Below are 13,726 nucleotides of genomic sequence, written 5' to 3' on the forward strand. Positions count from 1 at the left end.
GGGCGGCGGGTGCGTGCTGTCGGGGTGTCGGGGGCGGGTCCTAGGCTGAGCGGCATGGAGACGACGGATCATCACGCCACCCCGCCCGGCAGCCCCTCCGACCAGCCCGCCGACGGCCCCGCCCACGCGCACCGCAGCACCGGGCACCGCAGCACCGCGGCCCGCGGAACCGCGCGGTTCATCGACGTCCCCGGGATGCGCAATCTGCGCGACGTCGGGGGCTTCGCCACCGCCGACGGCGGCCGGGTCGGCCTCGGACTGCTCTACCGCTCGGCCTCGCTCACCGAGCTGGAACCGGACGGCGCCGCCGTACTCGCCGCGCTGGGGCTCCGTACCGTGGTCGACCTGCGCAGCGCGGAGGAGGTCGACCACTGGCCCGACCGGCGGCACGGCCTGGACTTCGAGCTGGTCTCACTCCCCACGCTCCCCCCGTTCGAGCCGAAGGCCGAGACCGCCGTCACCTCGGGCAACCCGGAGACCGCCGCTGGGGAGATCGAGAGCGAGGGCTCCGGCGACGGCGAGGGCTCCGGCGAGGGCGACGGCTCCGGACCGGCCCCCGGCCTCAAGGTGATGTACGCCTTCATGGCCGACACCGCCGGCCCGCCGATCGTCGCCTGCATACGTCGGCTGATCGCCCCCGGCGCGCTCCCGGCCCTGGTCCACTGCGCCGTCGGCAAGGACAGGACCGGGGTGACCATCGCCGTCCTGCTGTCCGCGCTCGGCGTGGACCACGGCGACATCAGCGCCGACTACACCCTCTCCAACGCCGGACTCGGCCTGGACGGCCCGCCGGTCTACTACCTGGACGAGCACGGCGTCGAACGCCGCTCCCGGCCGGTCCACGACGCCCTGCTGGCGCTGTTCCTGGAGCGGGTGCACGGCAGGCACGGCAGCACCGCGGAGTTCCTCCGGCAGCACGGCCTGACCGACGAGGAGCTGACGCAGCTGCGCAAGCTCCTGGTGGTCGAGGCCCCCGCCGACTGACCGCCGATCCGACCGGGCCGCGCCCGGGTCAGCCCGCGAAGCCCAGGACCGCCAGCGCGACCGCACCAGCCAGCACCGGGGCGATGATCCACCAGGCCCAGACCACCGACACCTGGCCGGTCGCGGTCGGCCGCCCCTCGGCCTGCGAGGCCAGCTCGCGCAGCTCGTCCACCGAGCGGTCGGCCCAGGCGCCGGGGGCGCTGTTCACGGCGCTCTCGGCGTAGCCGGTTCCGCCGCCCGGGTTGGCCCGGACCCGGCTGCGCAGGCCGGGGCCGCCGACCGGGTAGCGGTCCGCGCCGCCGGTGCGGGAACGGCGCGACTCCTGCACGGCCTGGTCGCCCTTGGCCATCATCGCCCGGCGCCCGGCCCGCTTGCGCTGGCGCAGCGACACCGGGATGGCCCAGACCTGGTACTTCTTCCCGTCCGCACGCAGCTCCACGGACAGCCCGGCCTGGATCGACTCGACCGTGCTCCACGGCGCGGTGATCGTCCGGAACGGGTTCCGCACGATCAGCCGGTCCGGGTTGGCGCGGACGGCCGGGATGACGGTGAAGGCCAGGAACAGCGGAAGCAGCAGCACCAGCGCCGCCAGCCCGTACCAGGGCGCCATGCCGCCGCCGCGGATCACCGCGTCGCCGCAGAACCAGACGGTCAGGACGGCCAGCAGCACACCGGCCACGATGCCCGACATCGAGCGGTAGATCCGGTCGGCGTACTGGTCGGCGGGACGGTCTGCGGGACGGTCGGCAGCGGGACGGTCGGCGGCGGCGCTGCTCGGCACGGGGGTCTCCTGGCCTGCGGCGCTGTGGCCTGAGGGGTTGTCGCCCTGGGGGTCGCTCATGGTTCCCGATTCTGCCTCAGCCGACCGCCGGGATCAGCCGCGGGCCTGGTTGCGTTATGGCATCAGCTGCTCATTTATTGACGAAAGCCCCGAACCGAGCCCCGAACCTGGCGGAACACTACGCGTGTAGATATGCTCAGCTGGTGAGCATGCCCCCCACCTCCCCAGAAGCCACGGTCGCCGCGACCGCCGCCTTCGCCGAGGTCGCCTCGTCGGAGGCGACCCTGCGCCGCTTCCTGCACGGGCTGCCCGGCATCGACGCCGTCGGCCTCCAGTCGCGTGCCGCGTCCCTCGGCACCCGGTCCGTCAAGACCACCGCCAAGGCCTATGCGATCGACCTGGCGATCTCCATGATCGACCTGACCACGCTGGAGGGTGCGGACACCCCGGGCAAGGTCCGCTCGCTCTGCGCCAAGGCGATGCGCCCCGATCCGAGCGACCCGAGCGCGCCCCGGGTCGCCGCGGTCTGCGTCTACCCCGACATGGTCCCGTTCGCCCGCGCCGCCGTCGGCGGCAGCGGAGTGCGGGTGGCGTCCGTCGCCACGGCCTTCCCGTCCGGGCGGGCCGGGCTGCCGGTGAAGCTGGCCGACACCGCCGAGGCGGTCGCGGCCGGCGCCGACGAGATCGACATGGTGATCGACCGCGGCGCCTTCCTCTCCGGCCGCTACCTGGAGGTCTTCGAGACCATCAGCGCGGTCAGGCAGGCCTGCGCCCGCGCCGACGGCACCGCCGCGCACCTCAAGGTGATCTTCGAGACCGGCGAGCTGCAGACCTACGACAACGTCCGCCGGGCCTCCTGGCTGGCGATGATCGCCGGGGCCGACTTCATCAAGACCTCCACCGGCAAGGTCGCCGTCAACGCGACCCCGCCGGTGACCATGGTGCTGCTGGAGGCCGTCCGCGACTACCGCGCCGCGACCGGCGTCCAGGTGGGCGTGAAGCCCGCCGGGGGCATCCGCACCACCAAGGACGCGATGAAGTACCTGGTGATGGTGAACGAGGTGCTCGGTGACGACTGGCTCTCCCCCGACTGGTTCCGCTTCGGCGCCTCCAGCCTGCTCAACGACCTGCTGATGCAGCGTCAGAAGCTGACCACCGGCCGGTACTCCGGTCCCGACTATGTGACGGTGGACTAGCCGTGGCGACCAAGAAGAAGACCGAAGCGGCCCCGGCCGGGAGCCCCGGCCGCAAGCTGTTCGAGTACGCCCCCGCGCCCGAGTCCCGGGCCGCCGCGGGCGAGCTCGCGAGCTCCTACGGCCACTACATCGGCGGCGAGTTCGTCGAGAGCAGCGGCAAGGAGGCCTTGAAGACGGTGGACCCGTCCACCGAGCAGGTCCTCGCCGAGGTCGCCCAGGGCACGGACGAGGACGTCGACCGCGCGGTGAAGGCCGCCCGCGCCGCCTTCGCCGGCTGGTCCGCGCTGCCCGGCGCGGAGCGCGGCAAGTACCTGTTCCGGATCGCCCGGATCATCCAGGAGCGCTCGCGCGAGCTGGCCGTGCTGGAGTCCATCGACAACGGCAAGCCGATCCGGGAGACCCGCGACGTCGACCTGCCGCTGGTCGCCGCGCACTTCTTCTACTACGCGGGCTGGGCCGACAAGCTGGAGTTCGCCGGCTACGGGTCGGACCCGCGCCCGGTCGGCGTGGCCGCGCAGGTCATCCCGTGGAACTTCCCGCTGCTGATGCTGGCCTGGAAGATCGCCCCGGCGCTGGCCACCGGCAACACCGTGGTCCTCAAGCCCGCCGAGACCACCCCGCTGACCGCCCTGCGCTTCGCAGAGATCTGCCGCCAGGCCGGGCTGCCCAGGGGCGTGGTCAACATCGTCACCGGCGACGGCCGCACCGGTGCCGCGCTGACCGGGCACCCGGGCGTGGACAAGGTCGCCTTCACCGGCTCCACCGAGGTCGGCCGGGCCATCGCCCGCACCCTCGCCGGGAGCCGCACCAAGCTGTCGCTGGAGCTCGGCGGCAAGGCCGCGAACATCGTCTTCGACGACGCGCCGGTCGACCAGGCGGTCGAGGGCATCGTCGACGGCATCTTCTTCAACCAGGGCCACGTCTGCTGCGCGGGCTCCCGGCTGCTGGTCCAGGAGTCGGTGCACGACGAGGTCATCGACGCGCTGAAGCGGCGGATGCAGACCCTGCGGGTCGGCGACCCGCTGGACAAGAACACCGACGTCGGCGCGATCAACTCGGCCGCGCAGCTGGCCCGGATCCGCGAGCTGACCGACGCGGGCGAGGCCGAGGGCGCCGAGCGCTGGGCCCCCGCCTGCGAGCTGCCGACCTCCGGCTACTGGTTCCCGCCCACCGTCTTCACCGGCGTCAGCGCGACCCACCGGGTGGCCCGGGAGGAGATCTTCGGCCCGGTGCTGTCGGTGCTGACCTTCCGCACGCCCGAGGAGGCGGTGGCCAAGGCCAACAACACCCCGTACGGGCTCTCGGCGGGCATCTGGACCGAGAAGGGCTCGCGCATCCTGTGGATGGCGTCCAGGCTCAGGGCCGGCGTGGTGTGGTCCAACACCTTCAACAAGTTCGACCCGACCTCGCCCTTCGGCGGCTACAAGGAGTCGGGCTACGGCCGCGAGGGCGGTCGCCACGGCCTGGAGGCGTACCTCGATGTCTGACACTGGGACCCGTATCGACGTCTACAAGACCTACAAGCTGTTCGTCGGGGGGAAGTTCCCCCGCTCCGAGAGCGGACGGGTGTACGAGGTGACCGACCGGAAGACCGGCGACTGGCTCGCCAACGCGCCGCAGGGCACCCGCAAGGACACCCGCGACGCGGTCGCCGCCGCGCGCAAGGCGGTCGGCGGCTGGTCCGGCGCGACCGCCTACAACCGCGGCCAGATCCTCTACCGCGCCGCGGAGATGCTGCAGGGCCGCCGCGAGCAGTTCGCCGCCGAGGTCGCGGTGAGCGAGGGCGTCGGCGCGAAGAAGGCCGCCGCCCTGGTGGACGCGGCGGTCGACCGCTGGGTCTGGTACGCGGGCTGGACCGACAAGGTCGCCCAGATCGCGAGCGCGGCCAACCCGGTCGCGGGCCCGTACTTCAACCTCTCCACCCCGGAGCCGACCGGCGTGGTCGGCATCGTCGCCCCGCAGTCCGGAACCGGCTTCTCGCTGCTCGGCCTGGTGTCGGCGCTCGCCCCGGTGATCGCCACCGGCAACACCGCGGTGGTCGCCCTGGCGACGGACGCACCGCTGCCGGGGCTCTCCCTCGGCGAGGTGCTGGCCACCTCCGACCTGCCCGGCGGTGTGGTCAACCTGCTCTCCGGGCGCACCGAGGACATCGCGCCGACCCTGGCCTCGCACCAGGACGTCAACGCGCTGGACCTCGCCGGGGTGAATTCTCCGGAAGGCCCCGGCTCGGCGCGGGCTCTCGAAGTGCTCGCAGCGGATACCCTTAAGCGTGTAAGGCGGCCCGACACCGGCAACGACTGGACGGCTGCTCCGGGTACCGACCGTCTGCTGGCCTTCCTGGAGACCAAGACGGTGTGGCACCCGATGGGGATCTGACCCGAGGGTCGGGCCCCCTCACAAGCCGGGCGGCCCGCCCCACCCCCCCTGGGCCCGGTCGCCCGCTGAGAACGGGCACGCGCTCCTCCCCCCCGAGTGCGTGCCCGTTCGCTTTCCCTCCCGTTCCCTCCCGCTGCCGCCGGTGCGGATGAGGACGAGGATGGGGTCATGAGCGACACCGGAACCCCCCTCGCCAAGAAGCTGCGGATCAAGGCAGGCCAGCGGGTCGCCCTGGTGCACCCGCCGCAGGGCTGGACCGTGGCCGGGCTGGCCGGACTGCCCGAACGCGTCGAGCAGACCGCCGACACCGGCGGCTGGGACGTCGCCGTCGCCTTCTTCCGCACCGCGGCCGAGCTCGAAGAGGACATCCCCGCCCTGGTGAAGGCGCTGCCGTCGGCCGGCTGCCTGTGGATCGCCTGGCCCCGTCGGGCCGCCGGGCACAGCAGTGACATCACCGACACCCTGCTCCGCGAACTGCTGCTGCCGACCGGCGTGGTGGACGTCAAAGTGGCCGCGCTGGGCGAGGACTGGTCCGGCCTGGCCTTTGTGCACCGCCTCGCCAACCGCTGACCGGAACCGCCCGGACGGTGCAGCCGGGCCGGGCGATGCGTCAGAATGAGGTCCCGTGAGCAGCGATTCCGTGAACAGCCGCCGTCCCGCCCGTGTCGTCCTGCTGTGCGGACCGTCCGGGTCGGGGAAGTCGACGCTGGCGGAGCGGACCGGGCTGCCGGTGCTGCAGCTCGACGACTTCTACAAGGACGGGGACGACCCGACCCTCCCCCGGCTGCCCGACGGCGACGGCCCGGACTGGGACGACCCGGCCTCCTGGCACGACCAGGACGCGATGGCCGCGATCCGGGCGCTGTGCGCGGAGGGGCGGGCCGAGATCCCGGTCTACTCGATCCCCGACAACGGCCGGGTCGGCACGCACACCCTGGTGCTGGACGGCGCCGGGCCCGACAGCGGGTCCGCCGGGGCATTCGTGGCCGAGGGGATCTTCGCCGCCGAGATCGTCCGGCGCTGCGCGGCCGAGGGGCTGCTCGGCGCGGCGATCTGCCTGCGCAACCGCCCGGCCACCACGGCCTGGCGGCGGTTCCGCCGGGATGTGCGGGAGCGCCGCAAGTCCGTCCCCTACCTGCTGCACCGCGGCTGGCGGCTGATGCGCGCCGAGCGCGGGATCGTGGCCCGCCAGGTCGCCCAGGGCGCCCACGCCTGCGACGGGCCGGACGCGCTGGCCCGGATCGCCGCGGTGACCACGGCCCCGGCCCCCGCCTACGCCGGCTGACCCGGCCTCACCCGGCCGCTCGGGCCGGAACGCACGGGGACGCGGCGGAACGCACCGGAACACACGGAACGGGCAGCGGCGACCTCCCCCGAGGTGCCCTGCCCGTTCCGTCCCCCATGCTGTCGCGGGCTCCGGCTCCCCCGAGCCGGGCCCCCGCCCGCGACGTTCCCCCCGTTCCCCCTCTTCCCCCTGGCACTGCCCCCGGGAGTGCGGGTCCCGTGGTCCCCCCGGACCACGCGACTCCCCGGGTCTTCCCTCGGCGAGAGTGGTGCTGACTGCCTGGTCGGCCTGTTGCTAAGCGACCAGCTCGCCGAAAGCCTCACCCGCGTCGCCGTCACGCGACGCCAGGATGTCGTCCTCGCGCAGCCGGCGCAGTGCGCGCCAGATGCTGCTCTTCACGGTGCCGACGCTGATGTTGAGCACATCGGCGATCTCCGGGTCGGTGCGGCCCTCGTAGTAGCGCAGGACCAGCATGGTGCGCTGGGTCTCCGGCAGCTTCGCCAGCGCCTGCCACAGGACGGCGCGCAGCTCGGTGCCGCCCATGGCGTCGGTGTCGCCGACGGTCTCCGGCATCTCCTCGGTCGGGTACTCGTTGACCTTGCGGCGGCGCCACGCGGAGATGTGCAGATTGGTCATGGTCCGGCGCATGTAGCCGCCGACCGCGGCCTTGTCGGTGATCCGGTCCCAGGCCCGGTAGGTGCTGAAGAGCGCGCTCTGCAGCAGGTCCTCGGCCGCGAACCGGTCCCCGGTGAGGTGGTAGGCGGTGGCGTAGAGCGAGGCGCGGCGCTCCCGGACGTAGGCCGAGAACTCCTCCTCCGCGCTCGGCCCGGGGCCGCCGCCGGTCTCCGGTGCCGGCGCCGGGGCCACCCCCACGGGGCCCGCGGCGCCGGCCGGCAGCTCGCGGACGGCGGTGCCGCGCACCACTCCGCGGAGCGTCAGGGTGACGGTCGTGGAACCGTCGTGCGCCGCACCGCGTCCGACACCGTGAACGGCCTGGAGCGAGGACTGCCGGTGCGGTGCGGTGTGGCCCGGCGCGGTGTGGCCGGGGCGCGCAGCGCGAAGTGCCGCGGTGCTCCGGGCCTCGGTTACTGCGTTCATGCTGCGCTCCCTGTGGATGTCGGTACCGGTGTGCTTCGAAGTCCCCCGACTTCGACAAGCAAAAGCTTGCCTGGGGCTCGTCATGGCCGTGTCCGTCGACTGTCACAGGCCTGTCACAGAGGTAGGGCCCTGGTAGGGCTCGAACAATCCGCACCCGATGGGTGAGAATGGCTGCCGTGTCACATCTGCTGCTCATCGAGGACGACGACGCCATCCGCACGGGCCTTGAGCTCGCGCTGACCAGGCAGGGCCACCAGGTATCCGCCGCGGCCTCCGGCGAGGACGGGCTGAAGCTGTTCAAGGAGAAGCGTCCGGACCTGATCGTCCTGGACGTGATGCTCCCGGGCATCGACGGCTTCGAGGTCTGCCGCCGGATCCGCCGCACCGACCAGCTGCCGATCATCCTGCTGACCGCGCGCAGCGACGACATCGACGTGGTGGTGGGCCTGGAGTCGGGCGCCGACGACTACGTGGTGAAGCCGGTGCAGCCGCGGGTGCTGGACGCCCGGATCAGGGCGGTGCTGCGCCGCGGCGAGCGGGAGAGCTCGGACTCCTCCGCGTACGGGGACGTGGTGATCGACCGCAGCGCGATGACGGTCACCAAGGCGGGCCAGGACCTCCAGCTCACCCCGACCGAGCTGCGGCTGCTGCTGGAGCTGAGCCAGCGGCCGGGCCAGGCGCTGTCCCGGCAGCAGCTGCTGCGGCTGGTCTGGGAGCACGACTACCTGGGCGACTCGCGGCTGGTGGACGCCTGTGTGCAGCGGCTGCGGGCGAAGGTCGAGGACGTCCCGTCCGAGCCGACGCTGATCCGCACGGTACGCGGCGTGGGCTACCGGCTGGACCCGCCGCAGTAGGCTGCGCGGCGCACCCCCAGTCCAGCGAGCGGCTCCAGCAACGGCGAGGCAGCGAACAGCACCGTGACGGAACAGACCACCGAGACCCCGGGCTCCCGGCGCCCGGAGCGTCCCTCCCGCCCCGACCGCGCCGCCCGCACCGGGAGCTGGCCGGCCCGATGGCTCCGGCTGACCTCGCTGCGGATACGGCTGATCGCCGTGTTCGCGCTGGTGGCGCTGGCCGCGGCGGTGTCCGCCTCGGGGATCGCCTACTGGCTGAACCGGGACGCGGTGCTGAAGCGCACCCAGGACACCGCGCTGTCGGACTTCCGCAGCCAGGTCAGCCGTACCGTCACCGACCTGCCGCTGGAGCCGACCTGCGACCAGCTGGCGCAGGCCGCGCTGATCGTGGCGCACTCCGGGCTGCAGTACAGCGTGGTGCTGGTGCACAACGGCTGCTCGGTGGCCACCGACAGCTCGCTCACCCAGGCCTTGGTCCCGGCCGGGCTGCAGCGCTCGGTGACCAACCGCTGCGCGCACTGCGCCAGCGCCCCGGACCAGTACCACCTGTTCTGGCAGCGGATCACTGTCAACGGCACCCCCTACCTGGTCGGCGGCACCGAGGTGGCGCCGAGCGGGCCCACCGCCTACATGTTCAAGTCCCTGGACGGCGAGCGCCGGGACATGGACTCGCTGGCCTGGTCGCTGGCCATCGCCACGCTGCTGGCCTTGGTCGGCTCGGCCCTGCTGGCCCAGGCGGCGGCGTCCACCGTGCTCCGTCCGGTGGCCCGGTTGGGCGACGCCGCACGGCAGTTGGGCGCGGGACAGCTGGACACCCGGCTGGAGGTGAGCGGCGCGGCCGAGCTGGCCGAGCTGTCGCACACCTTCAACGAGGCCGCGGAGGCGCTCCAGGCGCAGGTCGAGGAGCTGAGCGCGCGCGAGCACGCCAGCCGCCGGTTCGTCGCCGACATGTCGCACGAGCTGCGGACGCCGCTGACCGCGATGACCGCGGTGACCGACATCCTGGAGGACGAGGCGGACACCCTCGACCCGATGATCGCCCCGGCGGTCCGGCTGGTCGTCAACGAGACCCGCAGGCTCACCGAGCTGGTGGAGAACCTGATGGAGGTCACCCGCTTCGACGCCGGCACGGCGAAGGTCGTGCTGGACGAGATCGACGTCTCCGACCTGCTGACCTCCTGCATCGACACCCGGGCCTGGCTGGACGCGGTCGAGCTGGACGCGCCGCGCGGGATCGTCGCCCGGATCGACCCGCGCCGGGTGGACGTGGTCCTGGCCAACCTGATCGGCAACGCGCTGAAGCACGGGGGCTCGCCGGTCCGGGTCCGGGTCCGGGCCGAGGGCGACGAGCTGGTGGTCCGGGTCGCCGACGGCGGGCCCGGCATCCCGGAGGACGTGCTGCCGCACGTCTTCGACCGCTTCTTCAAGGCGGACGCGGCCCGGCGGCGCTCGGAGGGCAGCGGGCTCGGCCTGTCGATCGCCATGGAGAACGCCCGCATCCACGGCGGCACGATCACCGCCGAGAACGCCGCCGAGGGCGGCGGCGCGGTGTTCACCCTGCGCCTGCCGATGAAGCCCAAGGTGGCGGCGGGACACCCGCTGGCCGCGGACGGCGGCCCCGCCGGGGCCGGGCCAGGGCCCGACGACGACCCCCACTGCGACAGCACGTCGAAGGACGGCCGGACGTGAACCACGACAGCGGCGCCCCCGGGCCCCGAATCCGACCCCGCATCCGACGCGACCTGCCGCGAACCCGAGGCGACCTGCCCCGCGCCCCGCGCCGCGGGCCGCTCCCCGCCGGGCGGCGGCTGGGCGCCGCCCTGGTGCTGGCCGCCGTCGCGGCCACCGCGCTCAGCGGGTGCGGGATCCGGGACACCGCGCTGCCGGTGGACGCCGGCGTCGCGGCCTCGCGCACCGCTTGCCCGCCCGCGCCGGACGCCACCCTGTCCAAGCTGGCCAGCGACGCGCGCATCCTGCCGACCCGGCCCGCGCCCCCGCCCGCCCCCGTGCCCGTCCCCGCCTCCGAGGAGGCGAAGTCCGCCGCCGCGGCAGCGGCCCGACCCACCGGGTCGCCGAAGCCGGGGCAGCAGAAACCGGGGCAGCAGCCGCGACCGCTCGCGACCGCGGACCGGGCCACCCCGTCCCCCGAGCCGAGCCCGACCCGCTCCGACGGAACGCTGAGCTGCCTGCACAGCAGCGCCCCATGACGGCCCGTCACCCGGCGCGGAGGCACCTCGGAACCGAGCCGGACACCACGCGCGTCCTCACCGGCGTGCAGCGAGGAGACACCGGCGTGCGTAGCGGCAGCGACCAACGGTCCGCCGGGGACCACCGCACCGACTCCGACGCCACGGCGCCGGTGCACCGCGGCGCGCGCAGGCTGGGGCTGCTGCTGCTCGCAGTGCACCTGGGCCTGGTGCTGTGGTTGTCCTTCCTGCCGGTGTCCGCGGCCTGGATGGCGGACACCAATCTGACGCCGTTCGCCACCGTCCGCGCCGAGTTGGCAGCCGGTACGGCGCACTCCTACCTGGAGCTGCTCCGCGGCCTGCTGCTGCTCGCCCCGCTGGGCCTGCTGCTGCCGCTGGCCGGGGGCCGGGCCGCGTCGGCCACGCCGGTGTCCTTCCTGCGCACGGTCTTCGCCGGGGTGCTGATCGCCACCGGGGTGGAGGTGCTGCAGTCCACGCTGACCAGCCACCTGCTGAACGTGGACGACGTGCTGCTGGCCGCGGTCGGCATCGCCGTCGCGCACCTCGCCGTGGTCCCGGCGTTCCGGGCGGCGCTGCGCCGCAGGGACCGCGGCGGCCCGCCGCGCGGACCTGGCCTGCCGAAGCCGGCCCCCGGCTTCGGCGTCGCCCACCCGGCGCCCTGACCGGGTCTGCCGGGGGTCCGACCGCGGCCGGTGCGGCTCAGGGGCGACCCTGACGGCGTCCCTGAGAGCGGGTCGTCCCGGAGCGGGGGACGGGCAGGGGCCCGGATCGTCGATCCGGAGGACGTTTCGCGGCCGTCCGCGCGGGAGGCTTGAAGCATCCCGACCGGAGCACCGCCGCAGACCACTGGAGCCACAGATGAACGCCACCGCCAGCACCCTCGCCCGTCCCCGCAGCAACCGCATGATCGGCGGTGTCTGCGCCGGGATCGCCAAGCGCTTCGGTCTCGCCCCCAGCACCGTCCGGATCCTGGCCCTGCTCTCCTGCCTGCTGCCCGGACCGCAGTTCGTGATCTACCTGGCCCTCTGGCTGCTGCTCCCGCAGGAGGCCTGACCCGCCCCGCCGACCCCGGCCGTTCGACGTCCTTCAATCAACTGCCCAGCCGGGTCAGCCGCCCAGCGGCGTGTGCACCGGCAGGCTGGAGGTGAGGGTGCCCAGGCCGCCGGAGGTCGCCCCGGACGCCTGGCCCACGCCGGGGAGGCTGCTGACCGCCGGCACCGAGCCGACCACCGGCAGGCCGCCGGGCAGCGAGACCGGAAGCGCCCGGTTCGCACCGGCCGCGCCGGTCGCGCCCTCGATGCTGTGCAGCGACGGCGCGGCGGTGTCGACCAGGCTCTGCGCGGTGCCGGACACCGCGTGCACGCTGCCGTTCGGCGAGGAGAGCACCTGGCGGCCGTCCGAGACCGGGCCGGTCGCCAGGTCCTGGACCGAGCCGGTCGGCAGCCCGGTCACGGTGGGGAGCCCGCCGGTCGGGAGGCTGCTGAGCATGTCGCCGGCCCCGTCCGCCGCGGCCGCCGGGGTGACCGCCGCCGCGGCGAGCGCGACACCGAGCACAGCGGTTCCGGCGACCTGGCGCATTGCCTTCTTCATGAGCTGTCTCCTCAAGTCCTCGGGTGGGGACGGGCGGCAGGCCCGGATCGGCTCCGAGTCGACTACGCCACGTGTCCGATTGACGGCCCAACGTATCCACGCCGCGTGATCGGCCCCAAATCCCGCTCACCCGATCGGACTAGCCCAGTTCGGCGGACAGCGCCTGGTAGCCCGGCTTGATCACCTCGTTGATCAGCGCCAACCGCTGCTCGAACGGGATGAACGCCGACTTCATCGCGTTGACGGTGAACCAGCGGAGATCGTCCAGGGTGTAGCCGAAGGCCTCCGCCAGGTGGCCGAACTCGGCGCTCAGGCTGGTGCCGGACATCAGCCGGTTGTCGGTGTTGACGGTGACCCGGAAGTGCAGCCGCCGCAGCAGCCCGATCGGGTGCTCGGCGTACGAGGCGGCGGCGCCGGTCTGCAGGTTGGAGGTCGGGCACAGTTCCAGCGGGATCCGCTTGTCCCGGACGTACTCGGCCAGCCGGCCGAGCTTGACGCCGCCGTCCCGGTCCACCGCGATGTCGTCGATGATCCGGACGCCGTGGCCGAGCCGGTCCGCGCCGCAGCACTGCAGCGCCTCCCAGATCGACGGCAGCCCGAAGGCCTCGCCGGCGTGGATGGTGAAGTGGTTGTTCTCCCGCTTCAGGTAGTCGAAGGCGTCCAGGTGCCGGGTCGGCGGGTGCCCGGCCTCGGCCCCGGCGATGTCGAAGCCGACCACGCCCAGGTCCCGGTAGCGGTTCGCCAGCTCGGCGATCTCCCGGGAGCGGGCGGCGTGCCGCATCGCGGTGAGCAGCGTGCCGATCCTGATCGACCGGCCCTTGGCGGCGGCCCGCGCCTCGCCCAGCCGGAAGCCCTCGTTGACCGCCTCGACCACCTGGTCCAGGGTCAGCCCGGCTTCGAGGTGCTGCTCCGGCGCGTAGCGGACCTCGGCGTAGACCACGCCGTCGTCGGCGAGGTCCTCGGCGCAGTCGGCGGCGACCCGGAGCAGGCCCTCGCGGGTCTGCATCACCGCACAGGTGTGGGCAAAGGTCTCCAGGTAGCGGACCAGCGAGCCGGAGTCGGCGGCCTCGCGGAACCAGGCGCCGAGGGCGACCGGGTCGGTGGTCGGCAGGCCGTCGTAGCCGACCTGGGCGGCGAGTTCGACGACGGTCTCCGGGCGGAGGCCGCCGTCGAGGTGGTCGTGCAGCAGCACCTTGGGCGCGCGGCGGATGACAGCTGGGGTGAGGGTGCTCTCCATCGCACCACGATAGCGCCTACGCGCGTAGACGGCGATGTGGTTCCTCTTCGTATCCTCTGAGTTCAGCACCAACCCTTACCTTTAAGGTAAAAGAAAGATAAGCTCCGGCGCGGTCTCG

General features: G+C 73.5%; 15 protein-coding genes. 11 read left to right on the forward strand and 4 right to left on the reverse strand.

Translation table 11 applies throughout. From position 1 onward, the window contains the following. Positions 1–54: 54 nt before the first annotated feature. Positions 55–984, forward strand: a complete 930-nt coding sequence (locus tag ACEZDE_RS10200; RefSeq protein ID WP_380534757.1) for a tyrosine-protein phosphatase — start codon at positions 55–57, stop codon at positions 982–984. A 28-nt stretch (positions 985–1,012) separates the two neighbouring features. On the opposite strand, the gene ACEZDE_RS10205 is transcribed toward ACEZDE_RS10200, so the two are convergent. Next, complete coding sequence (locus ACEZDE_RS10205; RefSeq protein WP_380534759.1) at positions 1,013–1,825, reverse strand: PH domain-containing protein; 813 nt, start codon at positions 1,823–1,825, stop codon at positions 1,013–1,015. Between the two features lie 143 nt (positions 1,826–1,968). Between ACEZDE_RS10205 and deoC the strand changes: the two genes are divergently transcribed. From deoC to ACEZDE_RS10230, 5 genes are all read left to right on the forward strand, one after another. Beyond that, positions 1,969–2,961, forward strand: coding sequence for a deoxyribose-phosphate aldolase (gene deoC, locus ACEZDE_RS10210; RefSeq protein ID WP_380534761.1), 993 nt, complete (start codon positions 1,969–1,971; stop codon positions 2,959–2,961). 2 nt (positions 2,962–2,963) lie between these two features. After that, positions 2,964–4,448: an aldehyde dehydrogenase family protein gene (locus ACEZDE_RS10215; protein WP_380534763.1), complete on the forward strand. Its 1,485-nt coding sequence runs from the start codon at positions 2,964–2,966 to the stop codon at positions 4,446–4,448. Then, on the forward strand, positions 4,441–5,337 hold the full coding sequence (locus ACEZDE_RS10220) for an aldehyde dehydrogenase family protein (RefSeq protein ID WP_380534765.1): 897 nt from the start codon (positions 4,441–4,443) through the stop codon (positions 5,335–5,337). Before ACEZDE_RS10215 ends, ACEZDE_RS10220 begins: the two co-directional genes overlap by 8 nt. A gap of 168 nt (positions 5,338–5,505) precedes the next feature. After that, the gene (locus ACEZDE_RS10225; RefSeq protein WP_380534767.1) at positions 5,506–5,907 is read left to right on the forward strand and encodes a DUF3052 domain-containing protein; all 402 of its coding nucleotides are present in this window, start codon (positions 5,506–5,508) and stop codon (positions 5,905–5,907) included. A 55-nt stretch (positions 5,908–5,962) separates the two neighbouring features. Beyond that, positions 5,963–6,622 (forward strand): ATP-binding protein, encoded by a 660-nt coding sequence (locus ACEZDE_RS10230; protein ID WP_380534769.1) that lies wholly within the window; start codon positions 5,963–5,965, stop codon positions 6,620–6,622. A 294-nt stretch (positions 6,623–6,916) separates the two neighbouring features. On the opposite strand, the gene ACEZDE_RS10235 is transcribed toward ACEZDE_RS10230, so the two are convergent. Next, positions 6,917–7,720 carry a SigE family RNA polymerase sigma factor gene (locus ACEZDE_RS10235; RefSeq protein ID WP_380534771.1) on the reverse strand — a complete coding sequence of 268 codons (804 nt, stop codon included), beginning with the start codon at positions 7,718–7,720 and terminating at the stop codon, positions 6,917–6,919. A gap of 176 nt (positions 7,721–7,896) precedes the next feature. Here ACEZDE_RS10235 and ACEZDE_RS10240 point away from each other — a divergent pair, with 176 nt between their 5' ends. The 5 genes from ACEZDE_RS10240 to ACEZDE_RS10260 all read left to right on the forward strand — a co-directional run bounded on the left by ACEZDE_RS10240 (position 7,897) and on the right by ACEZDE_RS10260 (position 11,834). Continuing rightward, positions 7,897–8,574, forward strand: a complete 678-nt coding sequence (locus tag ACEZDE_RS10240) for a response regulator (protein WP_380534772.1) — start codon at positions 7,897–7,899, stop codon at positions 8,572–8,574. Between the two features lie 168 nt (positions 8,575–8,742). Next, positions 8,743–10,263: a sensor histidine kinase gene (locus ACEZDE_RS10245; protein WP_380535128.1), complete on the forward strand. Its 1,521-nt coding sequence runs from the start codon at positions 8,743–8,745 to the stop codon at positions 10,261–10,263. Continuing rightward, a complete protein-coding gene (locus tag ACEZDE_RS10250; RefSeq protein ID WP_380534774.1) occupies positions 10,260–10,781 on the forward strand; it encodes a hypothetical protein in 522 nt (173 codons plus the stop codon). Before ACEZDE_RS10245 ends, ACEZDE_RS10250 begins: the two co-directional genes overlap by 4 nt. 86 nt (positions 10,782–10,867) lie before the next feature. Further along, positions 10,868–11,443 carry a VanZ family protein gene (locus ACEZDE_RS10255; protein ID WP_380534776.1) on the forward strand — a complete coding sequence of 192 codons (576 nt, stop codon included), beginning with the start codon at positions 10,868–10,870 and terminating at the stop codon, positions 11,441–11,443. Positions 11,444–11,639: 196 nt separating this feature from the next. Next, complete coding sequence (locus ACEZDE_RS10260) at positions 11,640–11,834, forward strand: PspC domain-containing protein (RefSeq protein WP_380534777.1); 195 nt, start codon at positions 11,640–11,642, stop codon at positions 11,832–11,834. Between the two features lie 54 nt (positions 11,835–11,888). Here the strand turns inward: ACEZDE_RS10260 and ACEZDE_RS10265 are convergent, their stop codons facing one another. Both ACEZDE_RS10265 and ACEZDE_RS10270 read right to left on the reverse strand, forming a co-directional pair. Continuing rightward, on the reverse strand, positions 11,889–12,371 hold the full coding sequence (locus tag ACEZDE_RS10265; protein ID WP_380534779.1) for a hypothetical protein: 483 nt from the start codon (positions 12,369–12,371) through the stop codon (positions 11,889–11,891). Between the two features lie 139 nt (positions 12,372–12,510). Further along, positions 12,511–13,608: an adenosine deaminase gene (locus ACEZDE_RS10270; RefSeq protein ID WP_380534780.1), complete on the reverse strand. Its 1,098-nt coding sequence runs from the start codon at positions 13,606–13,608 to the stop codon at positions 12,511–12,513. Positions 13,609–13,726 lie beyond the last annotated feature (118 nt).

The organism is Streptacidiphilus cavernicola, from assembly GCF_042510955.1.
In the GTDB taxonomy this organism is placed as follows: Bacteria; Actinomycetota; Actinomycetes; order Streptomycetales; family Streptomycetaceae; genus Streptacidiphilus; species Streptacidiphilus cavernicola.

Coding starts and splice junctions, on each gene's coding strand:
- ACEZDE_RS10235 (WP_380534771.1), bottom strand. CDS start 7,720: ATGAACGCAGTAACCGAGGCCCGGAGCACCGCGGCACTTCGCGCTGCG.
- ACEZDE_RS10260 (WP_380534777.1), top strand. CDS start 11,640: ATGAACGCCACCGCCAGCACCCTCGCCCGTCCCCGCAGCAACCGCATG.
- ACEZDE_RS10270 (WP_380534780.1), bottom strand. CDS start 13,608: ATGGAGAGCACCCTCACCCCAGCTGTCATCCGCCGCGCGCCCAAGGTG.
- ACEZDE_RS10205 (WP_380534759.1), bottom strand. CDS start 1,825: ATGAGCGACCCCCAGGGCGACAACCCCTCAGGCCACAGCGCCGCAGGC.
- ACEZDE_RS10200 (WP_380534757.1), top strand. CDS start 55: ATGGAGACGACGGATCATCACGCCACCCCGCCCGGCAGCCCCTCCGAC.
- ACEZDE_RS10220 (WP_380534765.1), top strand. CDS start 4,441: ATGTCTGACACTGGGACCCGTATCGACGTCTACAAGACCTACAAGCTG.
- ACEZDE_RS10265 (WP_380534779.1), bottom strand. CDS start 12,371: ATGAAGAAGGCAATGCGCCAGGTCGCCGGAACCGCTGTGCTCGGTGTC.
- ACEZDE_RS10225 (WP_380534767.1), top strand. CDS start 5,506: ATGAGCGACACCGGAACCCCCCTCGCCAAGAAGCTGCGGATCAAGGCA.